Source organism: Actinophytocola sp., from assembly GCF_036002505.1.
Classification (GTDB): domain Bacteria; phylum Actinomycetota; class Actinomycetes; order Mycobacteriales; family Pseudonocardiaceae; genus DASYTH01.
Genome location: NZ_DASYTH010000331.1, coordinates 1 through 23615, shown reverse-complemented (window position 1 = coordinate 23615; position 23615 = coordinate 1). Strand labels below are relative to the sequence as shown.

Here is a 23615-nt window from a genome sequence, read left to right as displayed (position 1 = left end):
GAGTCGTACGCTCCAGCAACCGAGTCGTACGCTCCAGCAACCGAGTCGTACGTTCGGGCCTCCTCAGTCCTCGCCGATGTCCTCGAACCACAGCTCCGGGCGCTCGGCAATGAACACCCGCATCAGCTCGATGCACTCCGGGTCGTTCAGGAGCTCGATCTCCACGCCGTGCTCCGCGAGCCACTCGTGGCCGCCGAAGAACGTGGTGGCCTCGCCGATGAGCACCCGGGAGATGCCGAACTGGCGGACGAGCCCGCTGCAGTACCAGCACGGCGAGAGCGTGGTGACCATGGTCGTGCCCCGGTAGCTCCGCCGCCGCCCGGCGTTGCGGAACGCCGAGGTCTCGCCGTGCAGCGACGGGTCGCCGTCCTGGACCCGCCGGTTGTGCCCGCGGCCCCACAGCATGCCGTCCGGCCCGAACAGCGCGGCACCGATGGGAATCCCGCCTTCGGCGAGCCCCGCGCGGGCCTCCTCGACCGCCTGGGCCAACATGTCGGCTGCGTCCATGCACGGTAGATTACCCGCCAGTAGCTCCCGCATTCGGAGGATCAAGATGGCCGCTTACCAGACCATCGTCGTCGGCACGGACGGCTCGGACTCCTCGTTCCGCGCGGTGGACCGGGCGGCCGCGATCGCCGCGGACGCCGACGCCACGCTGGTCATCGCGAGCGCCTACCACCCGGCGCGGCAGGAGGACGTGGCCCGGCTGCAGGACCAGCTCGGCCCGGACGTCGCCTACCAGGTGGTCGGCTCGACGCCGGCCGAGGAGGCGGTGCGCACGGCGAGCGAGCGGGCCCGGTTCGCCGGCGCGAAGAAGATCGACACGGTGGTCGTCGACGGCGAGCCGGTGCCGACGCTGACCCGCCTGGTCAACGAGCGGTCGGCGGACCTCCTCGTGGTGGGCAACCGCGGGCTCAACACGCTCGCCGGGCGCATCCTCGGCTCGGTGCCGTCCGAAGCCGCCCGGAAGTCCACTGTGGACGTTCTTATCGTGCACACGACGTGACCCTCCAGCAACGCATCGAGGAGATGCTGCTGGGCGGCCCGCGCCGGTACACCCGCATCGAGGTCACCGAGAAGTCCGGCGTCCCAGCCGAGCGCGCCCGAGAACTGTGGCACTCCCTCGGTTTCGCCGCGGTCCCCGACGACGCCAAGGTCTTCACCGACAGCGACCTCACCGCGCTCCGCACGGCCAACGAGCTGGTCCAGGCCGGCATCACCGACCCCAGCCAGGTCACGTCCAGCGCCCGTATGCTCGGCCAGCACATGTCCCGCCTCGCCGAGTCCCAGGTGGAGCTCCTGCGCGGCATCCTCCTCGCCAACCCCGAGCTCGCCACCGACGAACGCCAGCTCATCCGCTTCATCGAACGCATCGTCCCGGACCTCGAGCACCTCCAGACCTTCGCCTGGCGCCGCCACCTCGCCGCCTACGCCGGCCGCGCCCTCGTCGCCACCGACGCCGACGTCGCCGCCCACCAGCAAGTCGTCGGTTTCGCCGACATGGTCGGCTTCACCTCCTTCACCCGGCGCTCCAGCGAGGCCGAGCTCGTGTCCGTTGTGGACAGGTTCGACGCGGTCACCGCCGAAGTCGTCGCCGAGAACCACGGCCGCATCGTCAAAATGATCGGCGACGAGGTCCTCTTCGTCGCCGACACCCCCACCGGCGGCGCCGAGATAGCCCTCACCCTGCTCGAACGCGCCGAATCCGACGACGAGCTCCCGTTGCTCCGCGCGGGTTTGGCGTACGGCCGCGTCCTCAGCCGCTTCGGCGACATCTACGGCTCCGTGGTCAACCTGGCCAGCCGCCTCACCTCGATCGCCCGCCCCGGCTCGGTGCTGATCGACCGCGAACTCACCAGCGCCCTCGCGGAGAGCCCGCACTTCGTCATCCGCCACCGCCGCCCCGTCGCGGTCCGCGGCTACGCCCGCCTCCGCGCCGCGGTGCTCAGGCGCGCCCACGACGACGCCGAACTCCTGCACATCCCGCTCGAGCCCGACGACCTGCCGAGCCGCTAGAAACCGATACGCTCCAACCAATCCCCCATCGCCGCGGTCACCTCCGCCGGCACCTCGAGCGGCGGCAGATGCCCCGTTCCGGGAAACGTCACGATCTCCGCCCGCGGCAACAGCTCCGCCAGCTGCCGCGCCGCCGCCACGGGGATCAGGTTGTCCTCCTCGCCGTGCAGAATCAACGCCGGAACGTCCGCGTCGCGCAGCGTCGCCGCGGAGTCCGCCCGCCCCGCCATGGCCCGCTGCGCCCACGCCACCGAAGCCGCCGGCGCCTCAGCCATCAACCGCCGCACCGTGTCCACCACGTCCGCCCGCCGCGCGGCGCCGCGCGCAGCACCGCCATCGTCACGTACCCGCCCATCGAGCACCCACCCGGCACCACCCGGTCCAGCCCGCCCGTCGAACGGAAACGCGTGCAGCAGCACGACCGGCGTGCCGGCCCGGACTCCGTCACCTGCATCGCCCCATTGCCGCCAACCGGATCGTGACCTGTGATGGTCAAAAACGAAACAAAACCGAGGTTACGGTAGGGCGGCGTTCGGGCGAACCCGGACGCGTCGAGGGAGGGAACAGGATGATCAGTAGGGGTGTGACGAGCGCGATTGCCGTGGTTTCGGTTGTCGCATTGACCCTTGCCGCCTGTGGCGGTGACCGAGGTCAAGGGGCTGGTGGCAGCACCAGTACGGCCGCGTTCAACGCGGCACTGGGCAAGGTGTTCAACCCGTCGGACAAAAAGGGCGGCATCGTCAAGTTCGCCAACAGTGACGATTGGGACTCATTGGATCCGGCGGACACTTATTACGGTTACTCGTGGAACTTCGCGCGGCTTTACACCCGGGCGCTGGTCATGTTCAAGGTCGCGCCCGGCAAGGCGAGCGAGGAGCTCGTGCCGGACCTCGCCGAGTCGCTCGGGAAGCCCGGTGACGGGGGTAAGACCTGGACGTACAAGATCAGGAAGGGCGTCAGGTACGAGGACGGCACCGAGGTCAAGGCCAAGGACGTCAAGTACAACGTGCTCCGCGCGCTGGACCGGGAGACCTTCCCGAACGGCCCGGACTACTTCAAGCAGTTCCTGAACCTGCCCGAGGACTACAAGGGTCCGTACAAGTCCAAGGGCGTGGACACGAACTCCGGGATCGAGACGCCCGACGACCACACCATCGTGTTTCATCTCAGGCAGGCGTTCGGCGGGTTCGACTACCTCGCCCAGCTACCGCAGACGGCTCCGGTGCCCGAGGCCAGGGACACCGGCGGCAAGTACAAGGAGCACGTGGTCTCCTCCGGCCCGTACATGTTCGACAAGGTCGATCCCGGCAAGCGCTTCACGCTCAAGCGCAACCCCAACTGGGACGCCTCGACCGACCAGAACCGCACGGCGCTGCCGGACGGCTACGAGGTCACGCTGAAGCAGAACGCCGACGACATCGACAACCAGCTGCTCGCCGGCAGCCTGCAGGTCGACGTGCAGGGCACCGGCATCCAGTCGGCCAAACTCGGCACGGTGCTGAACAACCCGGACGACAAGGCGCGGGCCGACAACCCGAACTTTCCGCTGCTCTGGTACACGTCGGTCATCTCAACGGTCAAGCCGCTGGACAACGTCCACTGCCGCCGGGCGATCATGTACGGCATGGACCGCGCGGGCTATCAGCTCGCCTACGGCGGTGCGGTCGCCGGCGGTGACCTGGCCTCGACGGTGCTGCCGCCGCTGATCCCGGGCTACACGAAGTTCGACCTGTACCCGGCCGGCGCCGACAACAAGGGCGATCTCACCAAGGCCAAGGACGAGTTGGCTCAGTGCGGCCAGCCCAACGGCTTCGAGACCAACCTGGGCTACCGCGAGGACCGCCCGAAGGAGAAGGCGACCGCCGAGGCGTTCCAGGCCGCGCTCGCCCGCGCCGGCATCAAGCTGACCCTGCGCGGCTTCCCGTCGGGTGACTACTTCGCCCAGTTCTGCGGCAACCCGCCGTTCGTCCGCTCCAACGGTCTCGGCCTGTGCATCAACGGCTGGCAGGCCGACTGGAACGACGGCTTCGGCATGCTCTCGCAGATCGTGGACAGCCGGGTCATCAAGGAGACCGGTGGCTCGTCCAACATGAGCGTGCGGATCCCCGAGGTCGACAAGATGCTCGACCAGGCCATCGCGGAAACCGACAAGAGCAAGCGCGAGCAGCTGTGGCGGCAGATCGACAAGCGGATCATGGAGGAAGCCGTGATCTACCCCGGCCTCTACGCCAAGAGCCTGCTGGTGCGTGGCCAGGGCCTGACGAACGTCTTCGTCACCCAGGCCTACGGCATGTACGACTACCTCTCGATCGGCCTCGCCTAAAGGCTGGGTGATGCCCTGAAGGCGGCATTCGGGACGTTCAGTGCCCTGAAGGCCGCCTTCAGGGCATTGAACCTCTGGCCGCGGGGATGGATAAGGTCGGAGGTATGGAGTATCGGCAGTTGGGCAGGTCCGGCCTTCGGGTGTCCGTGTTGACCATGGGCACGATGACCTTCGGTGGGCGTGGCGTGTTCGCCAAGGTGGGCGGCACCGAACTCGACGACGCGAAACGTCAGATCGACCGCGCGCTCGACGCCGGGGTCAACCTCATCGACACGGCCAACGTCTACTCCGGCGGCCTCTCCGAGGAGATCACCGGACAGGCGATGAAAGGGCGCTGGAACCGCGCGCTCATCGCCACGAAAGCGCGGATGCCGATGGGCGCCGGCCCCAACGACGCCGGCCTGTCCCGGCATCACCTCGTCGCCGAGTGCGAAGCGAGCCTGCGCCGGCTGGACACCGACCACATAGACCTCTACCAGGTGCACGAATGGGATGGCCTGACACCGCTCGAGGAGACCCTCTCGGCGCTCGACGACCTCGGGCGCGCCGGCAAGGTCCGCTACGTCGGGTGCTCCAACTACGCGGGCTGGCAGTTGATGAAGGCGCTGACCACCGCCGAGCGGCTCGGCACGGCACGGTTCGTCGCCCAACAGATCCACTACTCGCCCCAGGCGCGGGAGGCTGAATACGAGCTGATCCCGATCGCCGTCGACCAGGGCATCGGGGTCCTGGTGTGGAGCCCGCTCGCCGGCGGGTTGCTGTCCGGCAAATACCGGCGCGGCCAGCAACCACCGGAAGGATCCCGGCACCTCACCGACTGGAACGAACCACCCGTGCGGGACCAGGACACGCTCTACGACATCGTCGACGTGCTCATCGAGATCGCCGACGCCCACGGCGTGTCCGCGGCCCAGGTGACGCTGGCCTGGCTGCTGGGCCGCCCCGCGGTGACCTCCCTGGTGATCGGCGCCCGAACCGACCAGCAACTGGCCGAGAATCTCGCCGCCGCCGACCTCACCCTCACCGGGGCCGAACGGGCCCGGCTGGACGAGGTGAGCGCACCACCACTGCTCTACCCCTACTGGCACCAGGCAAAGACGGCCAGCGACCGGCTCGGTCCCGCCGACCTGACCCTGCTGGGCCCGCACCTCCGACCGTAGTCGCCTTCGCCGTCCTCGACGGCTTACCCGGCACCCGCTGGACGGCTTTCGCAGGTGAGGGCTGGGATGGTGCGGGCGAGTACGTACGGGCTGCCTGGAGCGTCGGCGGTGAGGCCGAACGTGGTCGTGCCGTTGGCGGGCAGCCGGCCGTTGTAGTCGAGGTTGGTGACCGTGACCGCGGAGCCCCTCCGGGTCAGGTGTCCGTCCCAGAGGTTGGTGATCGTGTGACCGGCGGGTAGGTCCCAGCGGACGGTCCAGCCGGCGGTGGCGCCGGCCTTGTTGACCACGGTGATCTCCGCCCGGTAACCACCGGGCCAGGTAGTCGTGACGTGGTAGCGCGCCACGCAGCTGGGAACCGGGGTTTCCGGCGTCGTGGGGGGATGCGTGGTGGTCGGGCTGGTCGCTATCGAGGTGGTCGCGGTGGCCATGGGCACGAGTGAGGCGGTGGTGCCCGGCGCAGGCTCGGGGGCGCGGGAGGAGATGACCGGCTGGCCGTGGGGGCGAGGGTCGGCGGTCTCGGCCGTTCCCCCACTGTCCAGGATCCGGATGCCGGCTGGGGCTCCAGCCACCAGAAGGATGATGGCGACGACCGCGGCGCGGACCGGCCGCCTCGTCCGGCGAGCCGGGCGGAACGTTCCCCGGGCGGTCATCGGCTCGGGCTCCGGGCGCGGCGCCCCGGTCGGGCGACCGTCGAGCACGGCGGTGAGCGCATCGTGGGCAGTGTGCATGGCCGGGCGGTCGCCGGGGTCGCGGCGCCGCATCCACAGCAGGACGTCGACGAGCGGGCTACGCCGTCGCCGCATCGTGAACGGCTTCTTGTGCCGGCCTTGGCCGCTGCCCAGCGCGGCGTGCAACGTCGTGCCCAACGAGGACACGTCCGAGGAGAACCCGGTGTCGTCGCCGTGCGCGTGGGAGACGCTGAAGCCGGTGATCTTGGCGGTGCCGTCCGAGCCGACCAGGATGTTGGCGGGCGTGATGTCCCGGTGTGCGATGCCCCTGGCGTGCGCGGCGGCCAGCGCCCCGGAGATCTGGGCGCCGATCCGGGCGACGGCCTCCTCCGTGAGCGGACCGGTGGCATCGACGAGCTCCGCCAGGCTCCGCGCCGGGAAATGCTCCATGACCAGGTAGTACTTGCCGCTCTGCTCGACGGCGTCGTGCACCATGACCGCGTTCGGATGACGCGGCTGGGCGGCCACCCAACGCTCGCGGTGACCACTGTCCTCGGCAGAGCCGTCCGGCAGCGGCGGAAGCTGCCTGACCGCCACGATCCGGTCCAGCAGCTCGTCCCTGGCCTGCCACACCACGCCCGTGGCGCCGTGGCCGACCTGGGTCAGCAGTCCGTACCGGCCCGCGATCAGCTCGCCTCGTCCCGTCACTCTGCCCTCCCTCCCTGCCGCATCCAGACACCTGAAGAAGATCCACGTTCGTGACACCCGAGATCACGTATGCGGCCCTCAGTGGGTTCACTGAAGATTCCCGGAATCAGCTGATCTTCTTACGCCGGTCGCCCCGTTGCGAGCGTGGGTGACATGATTCGCGGCATGGCCATCACCGTGCGCGAAGACCTGGCGGGCATACCGGACTACGTGCCTGGGCGGAAGATTCCCGGCGCGGTTGTGCTGTCGAGCAATGAGGTGGCGGGGGCGCCGCCGGAGGCGATCGTCAAGGCGATCGCGGAGGCGGCGGCCGAGATCAACCGGTATCCGGCGTGGTCGTCCGACGACCTGGTGGACAAGCTGAGCGAGCGGCTGGCGGTCGAGCCGGGGCGGCTGGCGGTGGGGTGCGGCTCGACGAGCCTGTGCCAGCAGCTGATCCAGGCGGTGTGCCGGCCCGGGGATGAGGTGCTGTTCTCGTGGCGGTCGTTTGAGGCGTACCCGATCCTCGCGCAGGTCGTTGGCGCCGGAGCGCGGCGGGTGCCGCTCACGGCGGACTACCGGCAGGACGTGGACGCGCTGCTGGCGGCGGTCACGGACGCCACGCGGCTGGTGTTCGTGTGCAACCCGAACAACCCGACCGGGACGGTGGTGCACGCCGACGACGTGACGCGGCTGATCGAGGGCGTGCCGGAGCATGTGCTGGTGGTGCTGGACGAGGCGTACCGGGAGTTCATCACCGACCCGGAGGTGCCGGACGGGCTGAAGCTGGCGCGGGAGCGGGACAACGTGGCGATGATGCGGACGTTCTCCAAGGCGTACGGGCTGGCAGGTGCCCGCGCCGGGTACCTCGTGGCGCCGCCCGAGGTGGCGGCCGGGGTGCGCAAGGTCGCGATCCCGTTCTCGGTGAACCGGCTGGCCCAGGCCGCCGCGCTCACCGCACTCGACATCGCCGACGAACTGCTCGCCCGGTGCGCGGCGGTGGTGGCCGAGCGTGGCCGGGTCTACCCCGAGCTGCGCGCGCTCGGTTACGACGTTCCGGTGTCGCAGGGGAACTTCGTGTGGCTTCCACTCGGCGAGCGGGCCATGGAGTTCAACGAGTTCTGCGTCGAGCGCAAGATCCTGGTGCGCTCGTTCGCCGGGGACGGCTCACGGGTCACCATCGGGCTCCCGGAGGAGAACGACGCGTTCCTCGCCGCGGCGCGCGACTTTCCACGCTAACGGGCAACTGGGGGAATGAAGGCTTCAATAGCGTTTCGGCGGACCGTGTAGTGTCGCCTGGCGACGCGCTCTACGAGGTTCATTTTGACCAGCTCGTTCATGTCGCGGGCGGGCGTGCGCTCGCCACACTGCGGGTATTTCTTGGCCAGGCTAGTAGTCAGCTCGGTGACCTGCTCAGGCGTGTACTTCCGCTGTTCCCGCAGCTCGTCGACAAACCCGCGAAGGGCGTACGTCACAAAGTTCCGAACATCGTGCTGAGCAGCGTCAAGCGCCAGGTAGTAGGCATTCCGGGTCTTGTTGTAATGGTTGGACAGCAGGTTCGTCGCCAAAACAGGAACCACACCGGGCTCAGAAAGAATCTGCACCTCGATGAGTCGTGGAGCTGGCACTTGCTCATGGCCTCGCCGAGCATCACCCAGTCCGCCGGCTGGAGTGCGGCCGCCGCATGTTGACGCCAAGGTCAGCCGAAGTAGCGGCCGGGTGGGACGCCGACGGCGCGGCGGAAGGCGGCGACGAAGGCGCTGGCCGAGGTGTAGCCGACGCGGTGGGCGGCCGCGGTTACCGGTGTGTCCGCGGCGAGGAGCGGGAGGGCGGCTTCGAGGCGGAGTTGGGCGCGCCAGCGGCCGAAGGTCATGCCGGTCTGGGTGAGGAAGATCCGGGCGAGGGTGCGGGAGCTGGCGCCGACCTCGCGGCCCCACGCCTCCAGGCCGCGGGCGTCCGACGGGTCACGGCGGAGCGCCTCGGCGACGCGGCGGGCGCGGTCGTCGGCCGGTTGGGGCACCGTGATCGTGGTGGCGTCGAGGGGCTCGAGGAGGTCGACGACGACGGCTTCGGCGTTGCGGCGGGCGGCTTCGGTGAGCTCCGCCGAGGCCAGGTGCACGATCAGGTGGCCGAGGAGGTCGCTGACCCGGATCACGGTCGGCGAGGTCCACTCGACCGGACAGGTGCGCGGCCGGAAGTAGGGACTGCGGGTGACGGCCCGGCCGGAGGAGCCCAGCGCGTGCGGCACCCCGGCCGGGATCCACAGAGCGCGGCTCGGCGGTAGCACCCAAGTGCCCCGCGCGGTGGCCACGGTCAGCACGCCGGTGTCGGCCCAGGCAAGCTGGTGCACGGGGTGCTCGTGCCAGTCGAACGCCACGCCACCCGGCAGCCGGGCGGTGGCGATCACGATTCCGCCGTGTCCGTTCTGCGACATCAGATGTCAGGATAGTGCCTATCGGACACGGCACGGGTTTCCTACCGTGGCGAGCATGCCGATGAACTGGATTCACCGCAGGCTCTGCAGGTCGGAGAGGTGGGCGGAGGCTGTCGAGAACAGCCTGCTGCCGTGGGCGCTGGACGGGGTCGACCTCGGCGCCGACATCCTGGAGATCGGGCCGGGTTTCGGGGTCACCACCGAGGTGCTGGCGCGCCGGCCGGGCTGGGTCACCGCGCTCGAGGTGGACCGCGACTCGGTTGACTACCTCAGGGACCGGTTCGGCGACCGGGTCGACGTCGTGCACGGCGACGGAGCGCGGATGCCGTGGCCGGACAACGCGTTCAGCGCCGCCACGTGTTTCACGATGCTGCACCACGTGCCGTCGCCGGAGCTGCAGGACCGGTTGTTCGCCGAGGCCCGGCGGGTGCTGCGGCCGGGCGGGGTGTTCGCCGGCACGGACAGCCTGCCGAGCCTGCGCTTCCGGATGATCCATCTCGGCGACACGATGGTCACCGTCGACCCGGAGACGCTCCCCGACCGGCTGCACGCCGCCGGCTTCACCGACGTCGAGGTGGCCGTTGGTGGGCGCCGGTTCCGGTTCCGGGCACATCGAGGGTGATTCGCAATCCCGGCCGCGACGGCGGGCCACCGGGCGGTGTTCGCTACCGGTCGGTCCAGCAATCAGCCCTGCCAACGCGACCACCGACCGCGAACACCGAACGGGCGCTTGGTCCGCCCGAGCGGCCGGGCCGGGAGCATCCCTATGGGGCGACCGGGCCCCTGTTGTGAATCACCCTCTCCGGGAAGGACACTGTTGACGTGCCAACCTACGAGTTCCGCTGCCGCGCCTGCGGGTCGACGTTCGACGTGAAGCGCCCGATGAGCGAGGCGTCCGCGCCGGCCAACTGCCCGCAGGACCACGACGACACGGTCAAGCTGCTGTCCATGGTCGCCCTCGGCGGGCGCTCCAGCGGCGGCGGAGCCCCGGCGCCGTCCGGAGGCGGCGGGTGCTGCGGCGGTGCCTGCGGCTGCGGCTAGCCAGGTGCGATGAATGCCTCATTCGGTGCGGCTGGCGCAGTGAATGACTCATTCATCGCACTCCTACCCGTAATCCCGGAAACCCTTGCCGGTCTTGCGGCCGAGACGCCCGGCGGTGACGAGGTGTTCGAGTAGGGGCGCCGGGGCGAGGCCGGGGTCGCGCAGCTCGTTGTACAGGGTGCGCTCGATGGCCAGAGACACGTCGAGCCCGACCACGTCGAGCAGTTCGAACGGGCCCATGGGCAGGCCGCAGCCGACCTTCATGGCGGTGTCGATGTCGTCGGCCTCGGCGTAGTGCGCCTCAAGCATCTTGACCGCGTCGTTGAGGTACGGGAACAGCAGCGCGTTGACGATGAAGCCGGCGCGGTCGCCGCAGTGCACAGGGTGCTTGCCGACCGCGCGGCAGACGGCCTCGGCGGTGGCCACCACGTCGCCGGCCGTCGAGATGGTGTGCACCACCTCGACCAGCTTCATCACCGGCGCCGGGTTGAAGAAGTGCAGACCGACCACATCGGACGGTCGGGAGGTGGCGGCGGCGCAGGAGATCACCGGCAGCGAGGACGTCGTGGTGGCCAGCACCGCGCCCGGCTTGACAGCGCTGTCCAAGGCACCGAACACAGCCTGTTTCACCGCGAGTTCCTCGGCGACCGCCTCGATCACCAGATCACAGTCGGCCAGCGCGGTGAAGTCGTCCACCGGCCGGATCAGGGCGAGCGTGCGACTTCTGTCCTCTTCGGATAGTCGCCCCTTGGTCACCTGGCGGTCCAAGGACTTGCGCAGGCGCGCGACCGCGGCTGCGGCCCTGTCCTCGGTGCGTGCCCGCAACGTAACCTCGAAACCCTTGCGCGCGAACACTTCGGCGATACCCGTGGCCATGGTTCCGGTACCGACCACGCCCACGGTCCGCACATTCCGGGTTGCGGCGGTATCGGTGCGCTCCCGCTGAGTCTGGGCGTCCGACATCACTGTCGGCGAATCCGGCGCGTCGTAGGTGTAGAAGCCGCGACCGGTCTTGCGGCCGAGCAACCCCGCGGTGATCATCTGCCGGAGGATCGGCGCCGGGGCGTGCAGCCGGTTGCGGGACTGGCGGTACATCGTCTCGAGGATCTCGTACGCGGTGTCCAGCCCGATCAGGTCCAGCAGCGCCAGGGGCCCCATCGGGTAGCCGCAGCCGTACCGCATGGCCGCGTCCAGGTCCTCCCGGCTGGCGTAGCGCGCCTCGTACATCGACACCGCGTGGTTCAGGTAGCCGAACAGCAGGGCGTTGGCGATGAACCCGGCCCGGTCCCCGATCACCACGGGCTCCTTGCCCAGCCGCTGCACCAACGACACCACGTCGGTGATCACGTCCGGCTCGGTGACGACCGTGCGAACCACCTCGACCAGCCGGCGCACCGGGGCCGGGTTGAAGAAGTGCACGCCGACGACCTTGCCCGGCCGTCCGGTGTGGACACCCAGCTCGGTGACCGACAGCGAGGAGGTGTTGGACGCCAGGATCACGTCCGGCCGGCAGATCTTCTCCAGCTCGTTGAACACCGCCGCCTTGCGGTCGAGGTTCTCCGGGATGGCCTCGATCACCAGGTCCACGCCGGCCAGGTCGGCCGGCTCCACGGTGTAGGCGATCCGGCCGAGCAGCTCGGCCCGGCCCACCCCGTCCAGCTTTCCGTGCGCCACCGCCCGGGACGTCGAGTGCTCGATGTGTGCGCGACCGCGGGTCAGCCCCTCTTTGTCGATCTCCACGCCGACCACGTCGACGCCGGCACGGGCCAGCACCTCGGCGATTCCAGAGCCCATGGTCCCCAGCCCGACGACCCCCACGCTGCTGATCTCGCGTGCCACCGCAACCTCCGTGTACCCGCTGCCGGATACAACGGCATGCTACTCGCCGGTAACCAACCTGGCCGGATGGTTATGGCTCACCTCACGGTTTCGGCAGCTTCGGCCAGAGCGCGGCGGCGACGTCGGTGGCCGCCCGGCAGGCCGCGTCGAGCTGCCCCTTGGGCATGCGCACGAACACCCCGGCGATCTCCACCAGACCGGTCTGGCCCGCGGCGCGGAACGGAATGTGGCCGGTCTGCGCGCCGCAGAAGGTGTACTGGCCGGCGTCCGGGGTCGGGCTGAGCACGGACGTGCGGCCGGCGATCGGGGCCTCGGTCGCGCCCCGGCCGGCGGCCTTCGGCGGCGGGCCGGCAGTGAACATGACCCGCACCCGCGTGGCGTTGTCCGCCGCGGTCCACGCGCAGCCGTGCCGGGCCGGGTACGTCCGCGGAATCGCTCTGTCCAGGCCGGGGACCGCGGCGAGCGTGTCGAGCGGCACCAGCCGGCACGGGTCGAGCCAGCTCAGCGAGTTGCGGGCGACCTCGCGGTGCCGCACCCCGCCCTCCCGGAGCACCGACACCGCCTTGTCCACCCCGGCCCGGACGATGTCGCAGAGCCGCGGCTCCTCCCCCTCGTACAGGGAAGCGTTGACGGACAACGTGATCCCGTCGGCGAACACGACGAGCCGGTTGCAGTAGCCGGGATCCGCGGCATACTCGACCACCTTCAGCCCGCCCGGCACCTCGGTGCTCTTCCGAGCGCCGAGGTCCGGCATCGCCTCGGCCCGGTCCAGGCTGCCGACGTACACCGTGACCGGTGCGCTCGCCGACGTCCTGATCTCCACCAGGCAGTCGTCGAGCGAGTCCGGCACGCCGAACCGGGCCGTGCCGAACTCGGCGAACACCCGAGGATCGGTGAGGCTGCACGGATCCAGCGAGGTGAACGCGCCGAGCAGACCCTCCGCGGCGCCCAGCGGCGGCGGCGCGGCCTGGGACGAGGCCCGCCCGCTGGCCGACCCGCCGGCACCGAGCCCGGCCACCGCGGTGCCGCCGACCGGCGTCGCACAGCCCGAAACCGCCAGCCCGGCAAGGAGTCCGGCCACGAGCGCACCACGCATGCGCACATCACATCACGAGACAAGATCTACCGCGGCAGCTTCGGCCAGACTTCCCCGGCCAGTTCCCGCGCCGGCCCGCAGGCGTCCTTCTGCGCGCCCGGCACGGCAATCTCAATGAGCACGAACTCGGCGACCGGTTGCTGCGGCCACCCGGGTTCACTGGTCTCCAACTGGCACCGGGTCCGTGGGCCCGCGATCGGGGTCAGGGTGACCGTGGTGTCCCGACCGGCGATCTTCTCGCCCTTGCTGCGGTCCGGGTCGTAGGTCGACTCGCCGGGGGCGACGTACAGGCGGGCGACCGGGCTCTCCCGCGCGGGCCCGGCCCATTGGCACACGTGGCCGGACGGGAACTTCAACAACATGGCACCGGCAGTCCCGATCTTCGCACCGACCAGCTGTGCGGGCACAAGATCGCACATGTCGCGCCGGCCGAGTGCGTTCGCCGCGAACTCATAGTGCCTGACCTTCTTCGCGGCCACCCGGTTGATCACGATGTCCATGGTGGCGTCCGCGACCTCACACGTGTCCCGGCTGGTCTGAGGGTCGGACATCGACGCGACCACCGTGATCAGCAGGCCGTCGGTGAAGCGCAGGTACCGAACGCACCCGCCGAGCTTGCCTCTGGTGGTGTCCCGGTGCACCTCGAGACCCTGCGGCAGGCGGCGGTCAACCGCATGGTCCGCGTCGCTGATCGTCTTCTGGTCCTCGAGGTTCCCGATCTGAACCTTGGCTTCGGTTCCGCTTTGCTGCACCGTGAAGAGGCAGTAGTCGTAGGAGCCATGCGGATACACCGCGATCAGTCCGAGCCGCTTCGGAAACGCGTTCTGATCCATGAGGCTGCAGTAGTCGAGCGACGGGTAATCGCCGAGCGCGCGCTGGGAGGTCAACGGCTCGGCGGCCTCGCTCGCAGCGGCGTCGTTGGCCAATGCCGGACCGGTGACCGGCGTGGCACACCCGGCCAGCAATGTCAGCAGAATCAGTGCAGCGAACAGCCGAACCATCGTGTTCTCCCCCAGTTGTCTCGTCACTGGGAATGTCGCACGGAGCTCTTGCGCAGTTACGGCTTATTCGTCGAAGTCGCGGCTCGCGAGATCACGGATTCGTTGCAGGGCCTCGGTTGCCTGAGGGCCGTCGGCGGAGATCGTGATGGTGTCGCCACCGCGGGCGGCCAGCGCCATCAGGGCGAGAACGCTGCGGGCGTCCGCCTTGCGGTCCCCGAACGCGACGGTGACCTGCGCTTCCAGATTGGCGACCGCCCGGGCGAGCAGCGCCGCGGGCCGGGCGTGCAGGCCGATCTCGTTGGTGAGCAACAGATCCGTGCTCTCCTCGGCGGTGGGCTCGGCTACCTCGGTGGCCTCGCCGCGGACCGCGGCCGCCGCGACCCCCGACAGGTCCGATCCGCCCTGGGCGGCCACCGCGGCCGCGACCGCGCCCTCCACCAGCGGCGCGTCCACCACCAGTGCGCCGTCCGGCTCGGCCAGGCCCTCGACCGCGAGATCGGCGACCATCTTCGCGCTGCCGAGGTCATAGAGCAGCACCACGCCGGCACCCTGCGACGCTCGCTCCAGCGCCGCGGTCACGGCCTCGAAGTCCGTGCCCAGCCCGCCGTCCGCGGTGCCGCCGGCCGGTTCCAGCGTGACGTCGGGCGCCATCTGGCCGGCCAGCTCCACCACCCCGCGGGCCAGCGTCGCACTGTGCGAGACGATGACCAGCCCGACCCGGCTCATGGTCGCCCCGCCGCGGAGTCGGCCAGGGAACGCAGCAGCAGGGCGGTGGACCGGGCGCCCGGATCCAGGTGGCCGGCGCTGCGCTCACCGAGGTACGAGGCACGGCCCTTGCGGGCGACCAGCGGCACGGTCGACTCGGCGCCGGTCGCCGCCGCCTCGGCCGCCACTGCCAGCACCGAGCTGACGTCGTTGTCGCCCAAGGCTTCCGCGGCGCGCACGGCGGGATCGAGCGCGTCCACCATGGTCTTGTCGCCGATCTCCGCCTTGCCGCGGGCCACCACGCCCTCCAGCGCGGCCCGCAGTGCCTTGGCCACCGACGCCGCGTCCAGCTCCTCGGCTTCCGCGGTGGCCGTTGCGGCGCGCAGGAACGCGGTGCCGTACAGCGGCCCGGCCGCGCCGCCGACCGTGGAGATCAGCGTGGTGGCAGCCAGCTTGAGCACCGCACTCGGGGTGTCCGGAGTGGACGCGTCCAGTTTGGACACGATGGCGGTGAAGCCGCGCTTGAGGTTCTCGCCGTGGTCACCGTCGCCGATCGCCCGGTCGAGCTGGACCAGCTCGTCGCGGTGCCCGGCGACCACCGCGGCCGCGGCCCGCAGCGCCGCGGCCACCTGCTCGGCGGTGCACCCCATCAGACGCCCCAGCGCAGGGCCGCGGTGTGCACCGGCGCGTCCCACAGCTCGATCAGCTCGTCGTCCAGCTTCAGCAGCGTCAGGCTCATCCCCTGCATCTCCAGGCTGGTGATGAACGGCCCGACCAGCCGCCGCTCCACCGCGATCCCGCGCTCGGCCAGCAGCCGCTCGGCGATGCCGTGCGCCAGGTACAGCTCGATCAGCGGGGTGCCGCCCATCGAGTTGGTGAACAGCAGCACCCGGTCACCGCTGCCGAACGGCAGATCCTCGGTCACCGCGTCGAGCAGGCGGGTGACGATGCCATCGGCGTTCTCCACCGGCATCCGGGCCCGGCCGGGCTCGCCGTGGATGCCGATGCCGACCTCCATCTCGTCGCCGGGCAGGTCGAAGCTGGGCTCGCCGACGTGCGGCACGGTCGGCGCGGCGAGCGCCATGCCCATCGAGCGCACGTTCGCGATCACCTTGGTGGCCAGCCGTTCCACCGTGGCCAGGTCGTCGCCGCGCTCGGCGGCCGCGCCGGCGATCTTCTCCAGCAGCACGGTGCCGCCGACCCCGCGCCGGCCCGCCGTGTACAGCGAGTCCTTCACCGCGACGTCGTCGTCGATGACCACGGTGCGCACCTCGACGTCGTCGGCGGCGGCCAGCTCCGCGGCGGTCTCGAAGTTCAGCACGTCGCCGGTGTAGTTCTTCACCACCAGCAGCGCGCCGGCGCCGCCGTTGGTCGCCTCGATGGCCGCCTGCATCTGGTCCGGCGTCGGCGAGGTGAACACCGCGCCCGGGCAGGCGGCGTCCAGCATGCCGCGTCCGACGAACCCGCCGTGCAGCGGCTCGTGCCCGGAGCCGCCGCCGGAGATCACCGCGACCTTGCCCGGGACCGGGGCATCCTTTCGCACCACGATCGCCGGCTCCTCCTGCACCCGCAACAGATCCGGATGCGCCAGCGCCATCCCGCGCAGCGACTCGGCGACCACAGTGGACGCGTCGTTGATGATCTTCTTCATGGCCGGCCTCCCGGGCGGGATCAACGATGATCGCGCTAGGACATTAGCTCCTCCCCGAACCGATGTCTCTCCCACACGTCTGCGATTGCATGAGCGGGCCGGTGGTGTCTGGACTGACGAGCAGCGCAGCGACCGAGCGGCAGCGAGGGAGTGAGCAGCGCAGGAGGGAAGACACCACGTCAGGGCCCGCTCCCGCGAGCGGAGCGAGCCAATGAAACACAGTGAGTTCGGAAAGCTGTGGGGCGCCGACACGATCTCCAGCGTCGGCGACGGGATCACGCTGGTCGCCGGGCCGCTGCTGGCCGCGGCGCTGACCCGGGACCCGGTGCTGATCGCCGGGTTGATGGTCGCCGAGCGGCTGCCCTGGGTGCTCCTCACGCTGCCCAGCGGCGCCGTCGTCGACCGGGTGGACAAGCGCCGGCTGATGGCGTTCGCCGCGGTGCTCCGGGTCGCGGTACTCGGCCTGCTCGGCGCGCTGGTCGCGCTCGGCCACGCCGCGCTTCCGCTGCTGTACGGGGTGTTCCTGCTGGCCGGCTGCGCGGGCGTGCTGTTCGAGAACGCCGCCAGCACCGTCCTGCCGGCCACCGTCGGCTCCGGCTCGCTCGAGCGCGCCAACGGCCGGCTCTACGCCACCCGGACCCTGGGCCGCGACCTGCTCGCCGCGCCACTCGGCGGCACGCTGTTCGCGCTGGCCGCCTGGGCGCCGTTCACCCTCGACGCCGCGGCGTTCGTCCTGGTCGCCGTGCTCTGCCTGACGCTGTCCCGCACCGTCGGCGCCCCGGCGCCGGGCACGCGCCGGCCGCTGCCCGCGGCGGTCAGCGAGGGCATCCGGTGGCTGCTGCACCACTCCCTGCTCCGCAACCTCGGCATCTCGACCACGGTCTCCAACATCTTCCTCAGCGGCATCCTGGCCATCCTCGTGCTCTACGCCCAGGAACGCCTCGGTCTCGGCTCCGTCGGCTACGGCCTGCTGCTCACCACCATCGCCGCCGGCGGCATCGCCGGCGGCCTCCTCGCTCCCCGGATCGCCGCCCTCCTCGGCTCCGGCCGCACCCTCCGCGCCGGCCTGATCATCGAAACCCTCTCCCAACTCGCCCTCGCCCTGACCACGAACGTGATCGTCGCCGGCGCTGTGCTCGCTGTCCTCAGCCTCCACCTGACCGTCTGGTCCACCCTCACCGCGTCCTTGCGGCAGTCCCTCGCACCCCCCGACATGCTCGGCCGCATCCACAGCGCCTACCGCTTCCTCTCCACCGCCGGCATGCTCCTCGGCGCGGCACTGGGCGGCATCGTCGCCAACTCCTTCGGCCTCACCGCCCCCTTCTGGCTCGGCACCGCCGGTGCCACCGCCCTCACCCTGTTCGCCTGGCGCCCACTAAGCGACGTCAGGGCGCGTCGTCCCCCGACACGATCGCCTGAACCTCCGCAACGGACGGCGCGGCGTGACCGTTCCCGTCGGCCGCAGTCGCGTTGAGCGGGGTGAGGTCGACCCTGGCCATGCCCCAGTGCTGACGGAAGTCGCCGAGCAGCTCCATCGCCGCCTGCGGGTTGACCCCCAAATAGCGGCGCACCCGGGCGAGCGCGTTGAAGCTCTCACCGGGCACGGCAGGCTCGGTCCCCTTCTTCACGCGCTTGTCGTCGAGGTCGGAGGAGAACACGCCGATCATGGTGGCCAGGTACAGCGTCCGCGCGGCCATGGTGTCGCGGAGGTCACGCGCGCCCGAGTCAACGCCGATGTTGCAGTTGACCAGCCGGTCGGCATAGTCCATCAGCACCTGCTGGCTGAGCTCACCCTCCGGGTAGTCGTCCAGCGCCCGCACCAGGGCCGCGACCGAGCCTCGGTCGGACACCTTCGTCAACGAGCCCTTGACCGCGGTGCTGACCCGGCGAAGATCGGACTCGGCGAGCTTGCCCACCACCGACGACAGGGAGGGGCTCTGGGCTGCCCAGTTGATGAGCTCACGCGCGGTCCGCACCAGCTGCCGGGCCAGACCACCGGACCGCACATAGGCAAAAGCCATGAACTGCTCGGACAGCCCGACGACGTAGTTGTTCAACAGCTTCCTGGACAGGTCGTAGTCGAGATAGTCGACCCACAGGACCTCGTCGAAGGCGCTGTCGATCGCGGTCCGCATGCCCATCGCGGCGAGCTCGAAATCCTGCAGCGCGTCCTCGGAGACGGACACCAGGAAGTAGCAGTTCGGCACCCGGAAGATCGCCTTGATCTCGTTGATGAACTGCAGTGCCAGCTCGCCGGACTGGATGCGATCCAGCTCGTCGATGGTGATGATCAGCCTCGGCGCCTGCCCGTCCTCGGCGCCGTCCAGCTTGACCAGGCGCTCGGCGACGAACTCCAGATCCCGGCGCAACCGGTTCACGATCTGCGGGTAGGTCCGCGGCTGCTCGGCCCTGCTGACCGATGCCTTCCCACCGAGATGACTGGTCCCGAGCCCCAACTGGCCGGAGATCTCGCTGCCGAACGTCAGCAGGTACCGAATCTCGTCCTTGCGCTTGTACGCCCGGTACAGCACGGCGGCCCAGCCGGCGAGCGTCGGTCGGTTCACCAGGAACCTGAGCAACCGGCGGCGATCCGTCTCCCTTCGCCGGTTCACCTGTTCCACGGCACCGCCATCGCGGATCTTGACATAGCTGATGACCTGGTCGCACAACTCCGCGTGCAGGTACAGCATGAAATCCGCGGGCTGGTATACCACCGGCGCGGACACCGCGACCACGACGTCGCGCCGCCGGGATTTCTGATACGTACCGCGGCAGAACGCCGCGATCAGATCTGACTTGCCGGCGCCCCGCGTACCGGAAATGGCGAAGCTACCGCTGCGGAGTGTCCCGAACAGCTCGACGAGCTGCCGCCCCACCGGGGTGCGCTGGTGCAGCTTGCCATCCGGCGCCGGCCGGGACAGAAACTCGGTTCGATACCGAAGCCTGGTCGAATACTGATCCTCCAACCGTTCGTTGATCAGCGTCGTCAGGGCGGGCATGACACCGTGAGTGCGGAGTGCCGAGCGCCACCTGTCGAATGCGTCCCTGGCCGCGGCGCCGATCTCCTTCGACGAGGTCAACCGGGCCTCCGCCGGCCCGATCGCCACCGAGTAATAGATGTACATGGCGCGCATGGCGAGCTTGCGGAAAAAGAGTGCCGTGACGAGGCTGCCGCCGCTGGCAACCCAGATATTGAGCCCGCCATGGAAGAAAACGTAGGCCAACGCCAGCCCGAACAGGACGGTGGCGGCCTCGTGCCGCACCGCCGGGCGTACAAGGTAGACAACCGCGCCGACGGTGATTGCCAACCCCGCCGCGGCCGTGACCAGACCCCACACCGGCGCGTGGCCCACCGCGAGTCCCAACCAGTAGAGAGCCAGGCCAACCGCTGCGATCCAGAGCAAAACGGACGGTACCCACCGCAGCCACAATTCCAGCGGCCGCCCGGCGCCACCCAGCTTTCCCTGGGTGGCGGGCCGCGCGAGGCTAGCCAGTTGACGGTAGATCGTCTCTTCATTGGCGCCGGCCGCGAAGATGGCGTTCTTGCTCTCCTCGAGGCTTTCCCGCACCTTGACCGCGCGATCCTTATCGTCGCGGAACTCCCAGATCGACTTCAGGTCGTCGGCGATGTCCGGATCTGTGAGCGCGTCATCGATCACGTCGCCCAGGACAAGTTCGGGATCGTCACGGCCGTCGAGCCACGGGTCGTTCGCTTCGGATGTGGACAGGGCGGCGATGAGCTTGGCTCCCAGACTGGATCCACTCTGCTGAGAGCCGACAGCCGAAGTGTCAGTCATATACATATAGTGCGCTCGAATGCCGGCAACCAACCAGGGTCATTTGGCCTTACATACGGTCATTTGCCCTGAGATGGCGGAGTATTCGGAAAACCACCAACTTCGCTAGAACAGCCGGAACTCGTCGGAGTCCATGCCGCGCAATGCATCGTAGTCGAGGGTGACGCAGCGGATGCCGCGGTCTTCGGCGAGGGTGCGGGCCTGGGGCTTGATCTGTTGGGCGGCGAAGACGCCGTGGACGGGGGCCAGCAGGGGGTCGCGGTTGAGGAGGTCGAGGTAGCGGGTGAGTTGTTCGACGCCGTCGAGTTCGCCGCGGCGTTTGATTTCTACGGCGACGGTGGTGCCGGAGTGGTCGCGGCAGAGGATGTCGACGGGGCCGATGGGGGTGGGGTATTCGCGGCGGATCAGGGTGAAGCCCTCGCCGAGGGTGGCGATGTGTTCGGCCAAAAGCTGCTGGAGGTGGGCTTCGACGCCGTCCTTGACGAGGCCGGGTTCGGGGCCGAGATCGTGCGTGGTGTCATGGAGGATCTCGGCGATTTCGATGATCAGCTGCTCGCCGGATTTGTTGGCGACGGTCCAGGTGTCGCCGTTTTCGGTGAGCCAGCATGGGGGGCTCATCCAGTTGAGGGGTTTGTAGGCGCGGTCGTCGGAGTGGATGGAGACGGAGCCGTCCGCCTTGACGAGCAGCAGCCGGGTGGCCATGGGCAGGTGGGCGGTGAGGCGGCCGGCGTAGTCGACCTGGCAGCGGGCTATGACGAGGCGCACGGCAGGGAGGTTAGCGGGCCTGCGTGAGCGGGCTTGCGAGCGAACCATCGAACACCGCTCCGGCGCCGAGCTTGCGAGGCGATGGCTTTGGGATGATCGCCGGCATGGAAGCCCTGACGACGCGGCAGGTGTACGCGAACGCGTGGATGACGGTGCGCGAAGACGCGGTCCGGCGGGCGGACGGGTCGGACGGGGTGTACGGCGTCGTGGACAAACCGGACTACGCGCTGGTCATGCCGTGGGACGGGGCGCGGTTCATGCTGGTCGAGCAGTACCGGTACCCGCTCGGTCTGCGGCGCTGGGAGTTCCCGCAGGGCACCGCGCCGGGCCTGGCCGACCCGGACCCGCTGACGCTGGCCGCCCGGGAGCTGCGCGAGGAGACCGGGCTGCGCGCGGCGCACATCGAGGAGCTCGGCCTGCTCGATGTGGCGCCCGGCATGTCGAGCCAGCGCGGGCGGGTGTTCCTGGCGACCGGGCTCACCGAGGGGGGCCCGGAGCGGGAGCTCGAGGAGCAGGACATGCGCACGGCGTGGTTCAGCCGCACCGAGTTCGAAACCATGATCCGTACCAACGAGATCACCGACGCGCAGTCGGTGGCGGCGTACGCGCTGCTCCTGCTGCGGGAGCGGGTGCGATGAAGGCGGCCTTTCTCACGCCCAGCGCGAGGAAGGCCGCCATCAGCGCACTGTCGTACCCCTGAGGCACCATCGCGCCCATGCGGTACTCGCTCAACCTGCCCAACTTCGGCGAGCTGGCCGACCCCCGGACCGTCGCCGACCTGGCCGTCGCCGCCGAGGAGGCCGGTTGGGACGGCCTCTTCGTCTGGGACCACGTGCACCATCGGGGGTTCGGCGGCCGGCCGTTCGGCGACCCGTGGATCCTGCTGGCCGCGGCCGGCATGGTGACCACCCGGCTCACGCTCGGGCCGCTGGTCACGCCCGTCGCCCGGCGCCGGCCGGCCAAGCTCGCCCGGGAGATCAGCACGCTGAACACCCTCACCGGCGGCCGAATGATCTTCGGTGCCGGCCTGGGCGCACCGGCCGAGGACGAGTTCGGCAGCTTCGGCGAGCCGACCGACCTCAAGGTCCTGGCCGAGCGGCTGGACGAGGGGTTAACCGCGCTGCACCTGTTACTGAACGGGGAGCCGGTGTTCTACCACGGCAACCACACGGCGATCGAGGACGTCCAGCTGCTACCGAAGCAGGACGTTCCGGTCTGGATCGCCGGGCGCTGGCCGACCCGGGCCCCGTTCCGCCGCGCGGCCCGCTGGGACGGAGCGGTGCCGCTGTTCCCGGCCTACCGCAGCCAGACCCCGCCCACCCCGGAGGAGGTCCGCGAGCTGGCCGCGTTCCTCGCCGAGGTCCGCACCGGCACCGGGCCGTTCGACCTGGTCGTGGGCGGCCGCGGCGACCCGGAGACCGTGGCCGCGCTGGCCGGCGCGGGCGCCACCTGGTGGGACGAGCGGGTGCCGTTCGACGACACTCTGGACAAGGCCGCCACCTACCACCGGCTGATCGAGAAAGGCCCGCCGCGCCCCGGGTGATCCTGGGTACTGTCTGGCGCGTGGCGATGCTGGAACGGGACGAGCCGATCGCCGAGCTGCTGGCCGGGGTGGCCGCGGCGGCCGAGGGACGCGGCGGCCTTGTGCTGCTCGGCGGCGAGGCCGGGATCGGGAAGACGACGCTGGTCCGGCACGTGGCGCAGCTCGCCGGCGAGCACTGGCTGGGCGCCTGCGATCCACTCGAGACCCCGCGCCCGCTCGGCCCGCTCCTGGACATGCTGCCGGACATCCTCGACGGCGCGCCGGCCCGCGGTGACGTGCTGGCCACCGTGCTCGGCCTGATGTCCACAGTGGACACACCGGGCCTGGTGATCTTCGAGGACGTGCACTGGGCCGATCAGGCCACGCTGGACCTGCTGCGGTTCCTGGCCCGCCGGGTGCACCGGCTGCGCGCGCTGCTGGTCGTCACGTTCCGGGACGACGAGGCGCCGGCGCCGCTCACGGTGCTGCTCGGCGACCTCGCCACCACGCCCGGCGTGACCCGGCTGACGCTACGGCCGCTCTCCCGGGAGGCGACCGGATCACTGGTCGGGGACGGCGCGAACGCGCAGTACGTTTTCGAGCGCACCGGCGGGAACCCGTTCTTCATCAACGCGATCCTGGCCAGCGGCGACGACGAGGTCCCGGCCACCGTGCGGGAGGCCGTGCTCGCGCGGCTCAGCCGGGTCGCCCCGGACACCCGCGCCGCCCTCGAGGCGGCCGCCACCATCGGCCCGCGGGTGGACCCGACCCTGCTCGGCACCGTGCTCGACGCGCTGGACATTCCCAAGTGGACGATGCGGGACGGCGTGTTCACCGGAACGCTGCGCTGGCAGGGAAAGCTGCTGGAGTTCCGGCACGAGCTGGTGCAGGCGGCGATCCTGGAGACCAC

General features: G+C 70.1%; 24 protein-coding genes. 11 read left to right on the top strand and 13 right to left on the bottom strand.

Features of this window, described 5'->3' with window-relative positions; translation table 11 throughout:
* Positions 1-63: 63 nt before the first annotated feature.
* Positions 64-507 carry a nucleoside deaminase gene (locus tag VGR06_RS28910; protein ID WP_327562313.1) on the bottom strand — a complete coding sequence of 148 codons (444 nt, stop codon included), beginning with the start codon at positions 505-507 and terminating at the stop codon, positions 64-66.
* Positions 508-553: 46 nt separating this feature from the next.
* On the opposite strand from VGR06_RS28910, the gene VGR06_RS28905 reads away from it, so the two are divergent.
* Positions 554-1006, top strand: a complete 453-nt coding sequence (locus VGR06_RS28905) for a universal stress protein (protein ID WP_327562312.1) — start codon at positions 554-556, stop codon at positions 1004-1006.
* Positions 1003-2016 (top strand): adenylate/guanylate cyclase domain-containing protein, encoded by a 1014-nt coding sequence (locus VGR06_RS28900; RefSeq protein WP_327562311.1) that lies wholly within the window; start codon positions 1003-1005, stop codon positions 2014-2016. The genes VGR06_RS28905 and VGR06_RS28900 overlap by 4 nt, the downstream gene beginning before the upstream one ends.
* Here the strand turns inward: VGR06_RS28900 and VGR06_RS28895 are convergent.
* Complete coding sequence (locus VGR06_RS28895) at positions 2013-2435, bottom strand: alpha/beta hydrolase (RefSeq protein ID WP_327562310.1); 423 nt, start codon at positions 2433-2435, stop codon at positions 2013-2015. The two genes, VGR06_RS28900 and VGR06_RS28895, sit on opposite strands and share 4 nt — an antisense overlap.
* Before the next feature lie 149 nt (positions 2436-2584).
* Here VGR06_RS28895 and VGR06_RS28890 point away from each other — a divergent pair, with 149 nt between their 5' ends.
* On the top strand, positions 2585-4339 hold the full coding sequence (locus VGR06_RS28890) for an ABC transporter substrate-binding protein (protein ID WP_327562309.1): 1755 nt from the start codon (positions 2585-2587) through the stop codon (positions 4337-4339).
* Between the two features lie 104 nt (positions 4340-4443).
* Positions 4444-5499, top strand: coding sequence for an aldo/keto reductase (locus VGR06_RS28885; RefSeq protein WP_327562308.1), 1056 nt, complete (start codon positions 4444-4446; stop codon positions 5497-5499).
* 23 nt (positions 5500-5522) lie between these two features.
* Here VGR06_RS28885 and VGR06_RS28880 read toward each other — a convergent pair whose 3' ends face one another.
* Positions 5523-6875 (bottom strand): serine/threonine-protein kinase, encoded by a 1353-nt coding sequence (locus tag VGR06_RS28880; RefSeq protein WP_327562307.1) that lies wholly within the window; start codon positions 6873-6875, stop codon positions 5523-5525.
* A 165-nt stretch (positions 6876-7040) separates the two neighbouring features.
* Between VGR06_RS28880 and hisC the strand changes: the two genes are divergently transcribed.
* Positions 7041-8093, top strand: coding sequence for a histidinol-phosphate transaminase (gene hisC, locus VGR06_RS28875; RefSeq protein ID WP_327562306.1), 1053 nt, complete (start codon positions 7041-7043; stop codon positions 8091-8093).
* Here the strand turns inward: hisC and VGR06_RS28870 are convergent.
* Positions 8090-8458: a hypothetical protein gene (locus VGR06_RS28870; RefSeq protein ID WP_327562305.1), complete on the bottom strand. Its 369-nt coding sequence runs from the start codon at positions 8456-8458 to the stop codon at positions 8090-8092. The two genes, hisC and VGR06_RS28870, sit on opposite strands and share 4 nt — an antisense overlap.
* Before the next feature lie 95 nt (positions 8459-8553).
* Positions 8554-9288, bottom strand: coding sequence for a helix-turn-helix transcriptional regulator (locus VGR06_RS28865; protein ID WP_327562304.1), 735 nt, complete (start codon positions 9286-9288; stop codon positions 8554-8556).
* A gap of 55 nt (positions 9289-9343) precedes the next feature.
* Between VGR06_RS28865 and VGR06_RS28860 the strand changes: the two genes are divergently transcribed.
* Both VGR06_RS28860 and VGR06_RS28855 read left to right on the top strand, forming a co-directional pair.
* Positions 9344-9910, top strand: coding sequence for a class I SAM-dependent methyltransferase (locus VGR06_RS28860; RefSeq protein WP_327562303.1), 567 nt, complete (start codon positions 9344-9346; stop codon positions 9908-9910).
* 200 nt (positions 9911-10110) lie between these two features.
* Positions 10111-10329, top strand: coding sequence for a zinc ribbon domain-containing protein (locus VGR06_RS28855; RefSeq protein WP_327562302.1), 219 nt, complete (start codon positions 10111-10113; stop codon positions 10327-10329).
* Between the two features lie 63 nt (positions 10330-10392).
* Here VGR06_RS28855 and VGR06_RS28850 read toward each other — a convergent pair whose 3' ends face one another.
* The 6 genes from VGR06_RS28850 to dhaK form a co-directional block, all read right to left on the bottom strand.
* Positions 10393-12168, bottom strand: a complete 1776-nt coding sequence (locus VGR06_RS28850; RefSeq protein ID WP_327562301.1) for a 3-hydroxybutyryl-CoA dehydrogenase — start codon at positions 12166-12168, stop codon at positions 10393-10395.
* An 82-nt stretch (positions 12169-12250) separates the two neighbouring features.
* Positions 12251-13264, bottom strand: a complete 1014-nt coding sequence (locus VGR06_RS28845) for a hypothetical protein (protein ID WP_327562300.1) — start codon at positions 13262-13264, stop codon at positions 12251-12253.
* Between the two features lie 26 nt (positions 13265-13290).
* On the bottom strand, positions 13291-14265 hold the full coding sequence (locus VGR06_RS28840; RefSeq protein ID WP_327562299.1) for a hypothetical protein: 975 nt from the start codon (positions 14263-14265) through the stop codon (positions 13291-13293).
* Between the two features lie 63 nt (positions 14266-14328).
* Positions 14329-14991 (bottom strand): dihydroxyacetone kinase phosphoryl donor subunit DhaM, encoded by a 663-nt coding sequence (gene dhaM, locus VGR06_RS28835; protein WP_327562298.1) that lies wholly within the window; start codon positions 14989-14991, stop codon positions 14329-14331.
* Entirely contained in the window at positions 14988-15620 is a 633-nt protein-coding gene (gene dhaL / locus VGR06_RS28830) for a dihydroxyacetone kinase subunit DhaL (protein WP_327562297.1), read from the bottom strand. Before dhaL ends, dhaM begins: the two co-directional genes overlap by 4 nt.
* Positions 15620-16621 carry a dihydroxyacetone kinase subunit DhaK gene (dhaK, locus tag VGR06_RS28825; RefSeq protein ID WP_327562296.1) on the bottom strand — a complete coding sequence of 334 codons (1002 nt, stop codon included), beginning with the start codon at positions 16619-16621 and terminating at the stop codon, positions 15620-15622. The genes dhaL and dhaK overlap by 1 nt, the downstream gene beginning before the upstream one ends.
* Before the next feature lie 211 nt (positions 16622-16832).
* On the opposite strand from dhaK, the gene VGR06_RS28820 reads away from it, so the two are divergent.
* On the top strand, positions 16833-18095 hold the full coding sequence (locus VGR06_RS28820; RefSeq protein ID WP_327562295.1) for an MFS transporter: 1263 nt from the start codon (positions 16833-16835) through the stop codon (positions 18093-18095).
* Here the strand turns inward: VGR06_RS28820 and VGR06_RS28815 are convergent.
* Together VGR06_RS28815 and nucS are read right to left on the bottom strand one after the other, a co-directional pair.
* Entirely contained in the window at positions 18007-20418 is a 2412-nt protein-coding gene (locus VGR06_RS28815; RefSeq protein WP_327562294.1) for a hypothetical protein, read from the bottom strand. The two genes, VGR06_RS28820 and VGR06_RS28815, sit on opposite strands and share 89 nt — an antisense overlap.
* Before the next feature lie 105 nt (positions 20419-20523).
* The gene (nucS, locus tag VGR06_RS28810) at positions 20524-21183 is read right to left on the bottom strand and encodes an endonuclease NucS (protein ID WP_327562293.1); all 660 of its coding nucleotides are present in this window, start codon (positions 21181-21183) and stop codon (positions 20524-20526) included.
* A 104-nt stretch (positions 21184-21287) separates the two neighbouring features.
* Between nucS and VGR06_RS28805 the strand changes: the two genes are divergently transcribed.
* From VGR06_RS28805 to VGR06_RS28795, 3 genes are all read left to right on the top strand, one after another.
* On the top strand, positions 21288-21821 hold the full coding sequence (locus VGR06_RS28805) for an NUDIX hydrolase (RefSeq protein ID WP_327562292.1): 534 nt from the start codon (positions 21288-21290) through the stop codon (positions 21819-21821).
* Between the two features lie 77 nt (positions 21822-21898).
* Positions 21899-22726, top strand: a complete 828-nt coding sequence (locus VGR06_RS28800) for an LLM class flavin-dependent oxidoreductase (protein ID WP_327562291.1) — start codon at positions 21899-21901, stop codon at positions 22724-22726.
* Between the two features lie 26 nt (positions 22727-22752).
* Positions 22753-23615 (top strand): AAA family ATPase (locus VGR06_RS28795; protein WP_327562314.1); only part of this gene is annotated, 863 nt, incomplete at its 3' end.

Bases quoted from the DNA above. Each gene is read 5' to 3' on its own strand.
- VGR06_RS28865 (WP_327562304.1), bottom strand. From the start codon at position 9,288: ATGTCGCAGAACGGACACGGCGGAATCGTGATCGCCACCGCCCGGCTG.
- dhaM (WP_327562298.1), bottom strand. From the start codon at position 14,991: ATGAGCCGGGTCGGGCTGGTCATCGTCTCGCACAGTGCGACGCTGGCC.
- VGR06_RS28860 (WP_327562303.1), top strand. From the start codon at position 9,344: ATGCCGATGAACTGGATTCACCGCAGGCTCTGCAGGTCGGAGAGGTGG.
- VGR06_RS28840 (WP_327562299.1), bottom strand. From the start codon at position 14,265: ATGGTTCGGCTGTTCGCTGCACTGATTCTGCTGACATTGCTGGCCGGG.
- VGR06_RS28845 (WP_327562300.1), bottom strand. From the start codon at position 13,264: ATGCGTGGTGCGCTCGTGGCCGGACTCCTTGCCGGGCTGGCGGTTTCG.
- VGR06_RS28905 (WP_327562312.1), top strand. From the start codon at position 554: ATGGCCGCTTACCAGACCATCGTCGTCGGCACGGACGGCTCGGACTCC.
- dhaL (WP_327562297.1), bottom strand. From the start codon at position 15,620: ATGGGGTGCACCGCCGAGCAGGTGGCCGCGGCGCTGCGGGCCGCGGCC.
- dhaK (WP_327562296.1), bottom strand. From the start codon at position 16,621: ATGAAGAAGATCATCAACGACGCGTCCACTGTGGTCGCCGAGTCGCTG.
- VGR06_RS28910 (WP_327562313.1), bottom strand. From the start codon at position 507: ATGGACGCAGCCGACATGTTGGCCCAGGCGGTCGAGGAGGCCCGCGCG.
- VGR06_RS28820 (WP_327562295.1), top strand. From the start codon at position 16,833: ATGAAACACAGTGAGTTCGGAAAGCTGTGGGGCGCCGACACGATCTCC.
- VGR06_RS28885 (WP_327562308.1), top strand. From the start codon at position 4,444: ATGGAGTATCGGCAGTTGGGCAGGTCCGGCCTTCGGGTGTCCGTGTTG.
- VGR06_RS28815 (WP_327562294.1), bottom strand. From the start codon at position 20,418: ATGACTGACACTTCGGCTGTCGGCTCTCAGCAGAGTGGATCCAGTCTG.
- VGR06_RS28800 (WP_327562291.1), top strand. From the start codon at position 21,899: ATGCGGTACTCGCTCAACCTGCCCAACTTCGGCGAGCTGGCCGACCCC.
- VGR06_RS28805 (WP_327562292.1), top strand. From the start codon at position 21,288: ATGGAAGCCCTGACGACGCGGCAGGTGTACGCGAACGCGTGGATGACG.
- hisC (WP_327562306.1), top strand. From the start codon at position 7,041: ATGGCCATCACCGTGCGCGAAGACCTGGCGGGCATACCGGACTACGTG.
- VGR06_RS28890 (WP_327562309.1), top strand. From the start codon at position 2,585: ATGATCAGTAGGGGTGTGACGAGCGCGATTGCCGTGGTTTCGGTTGTC.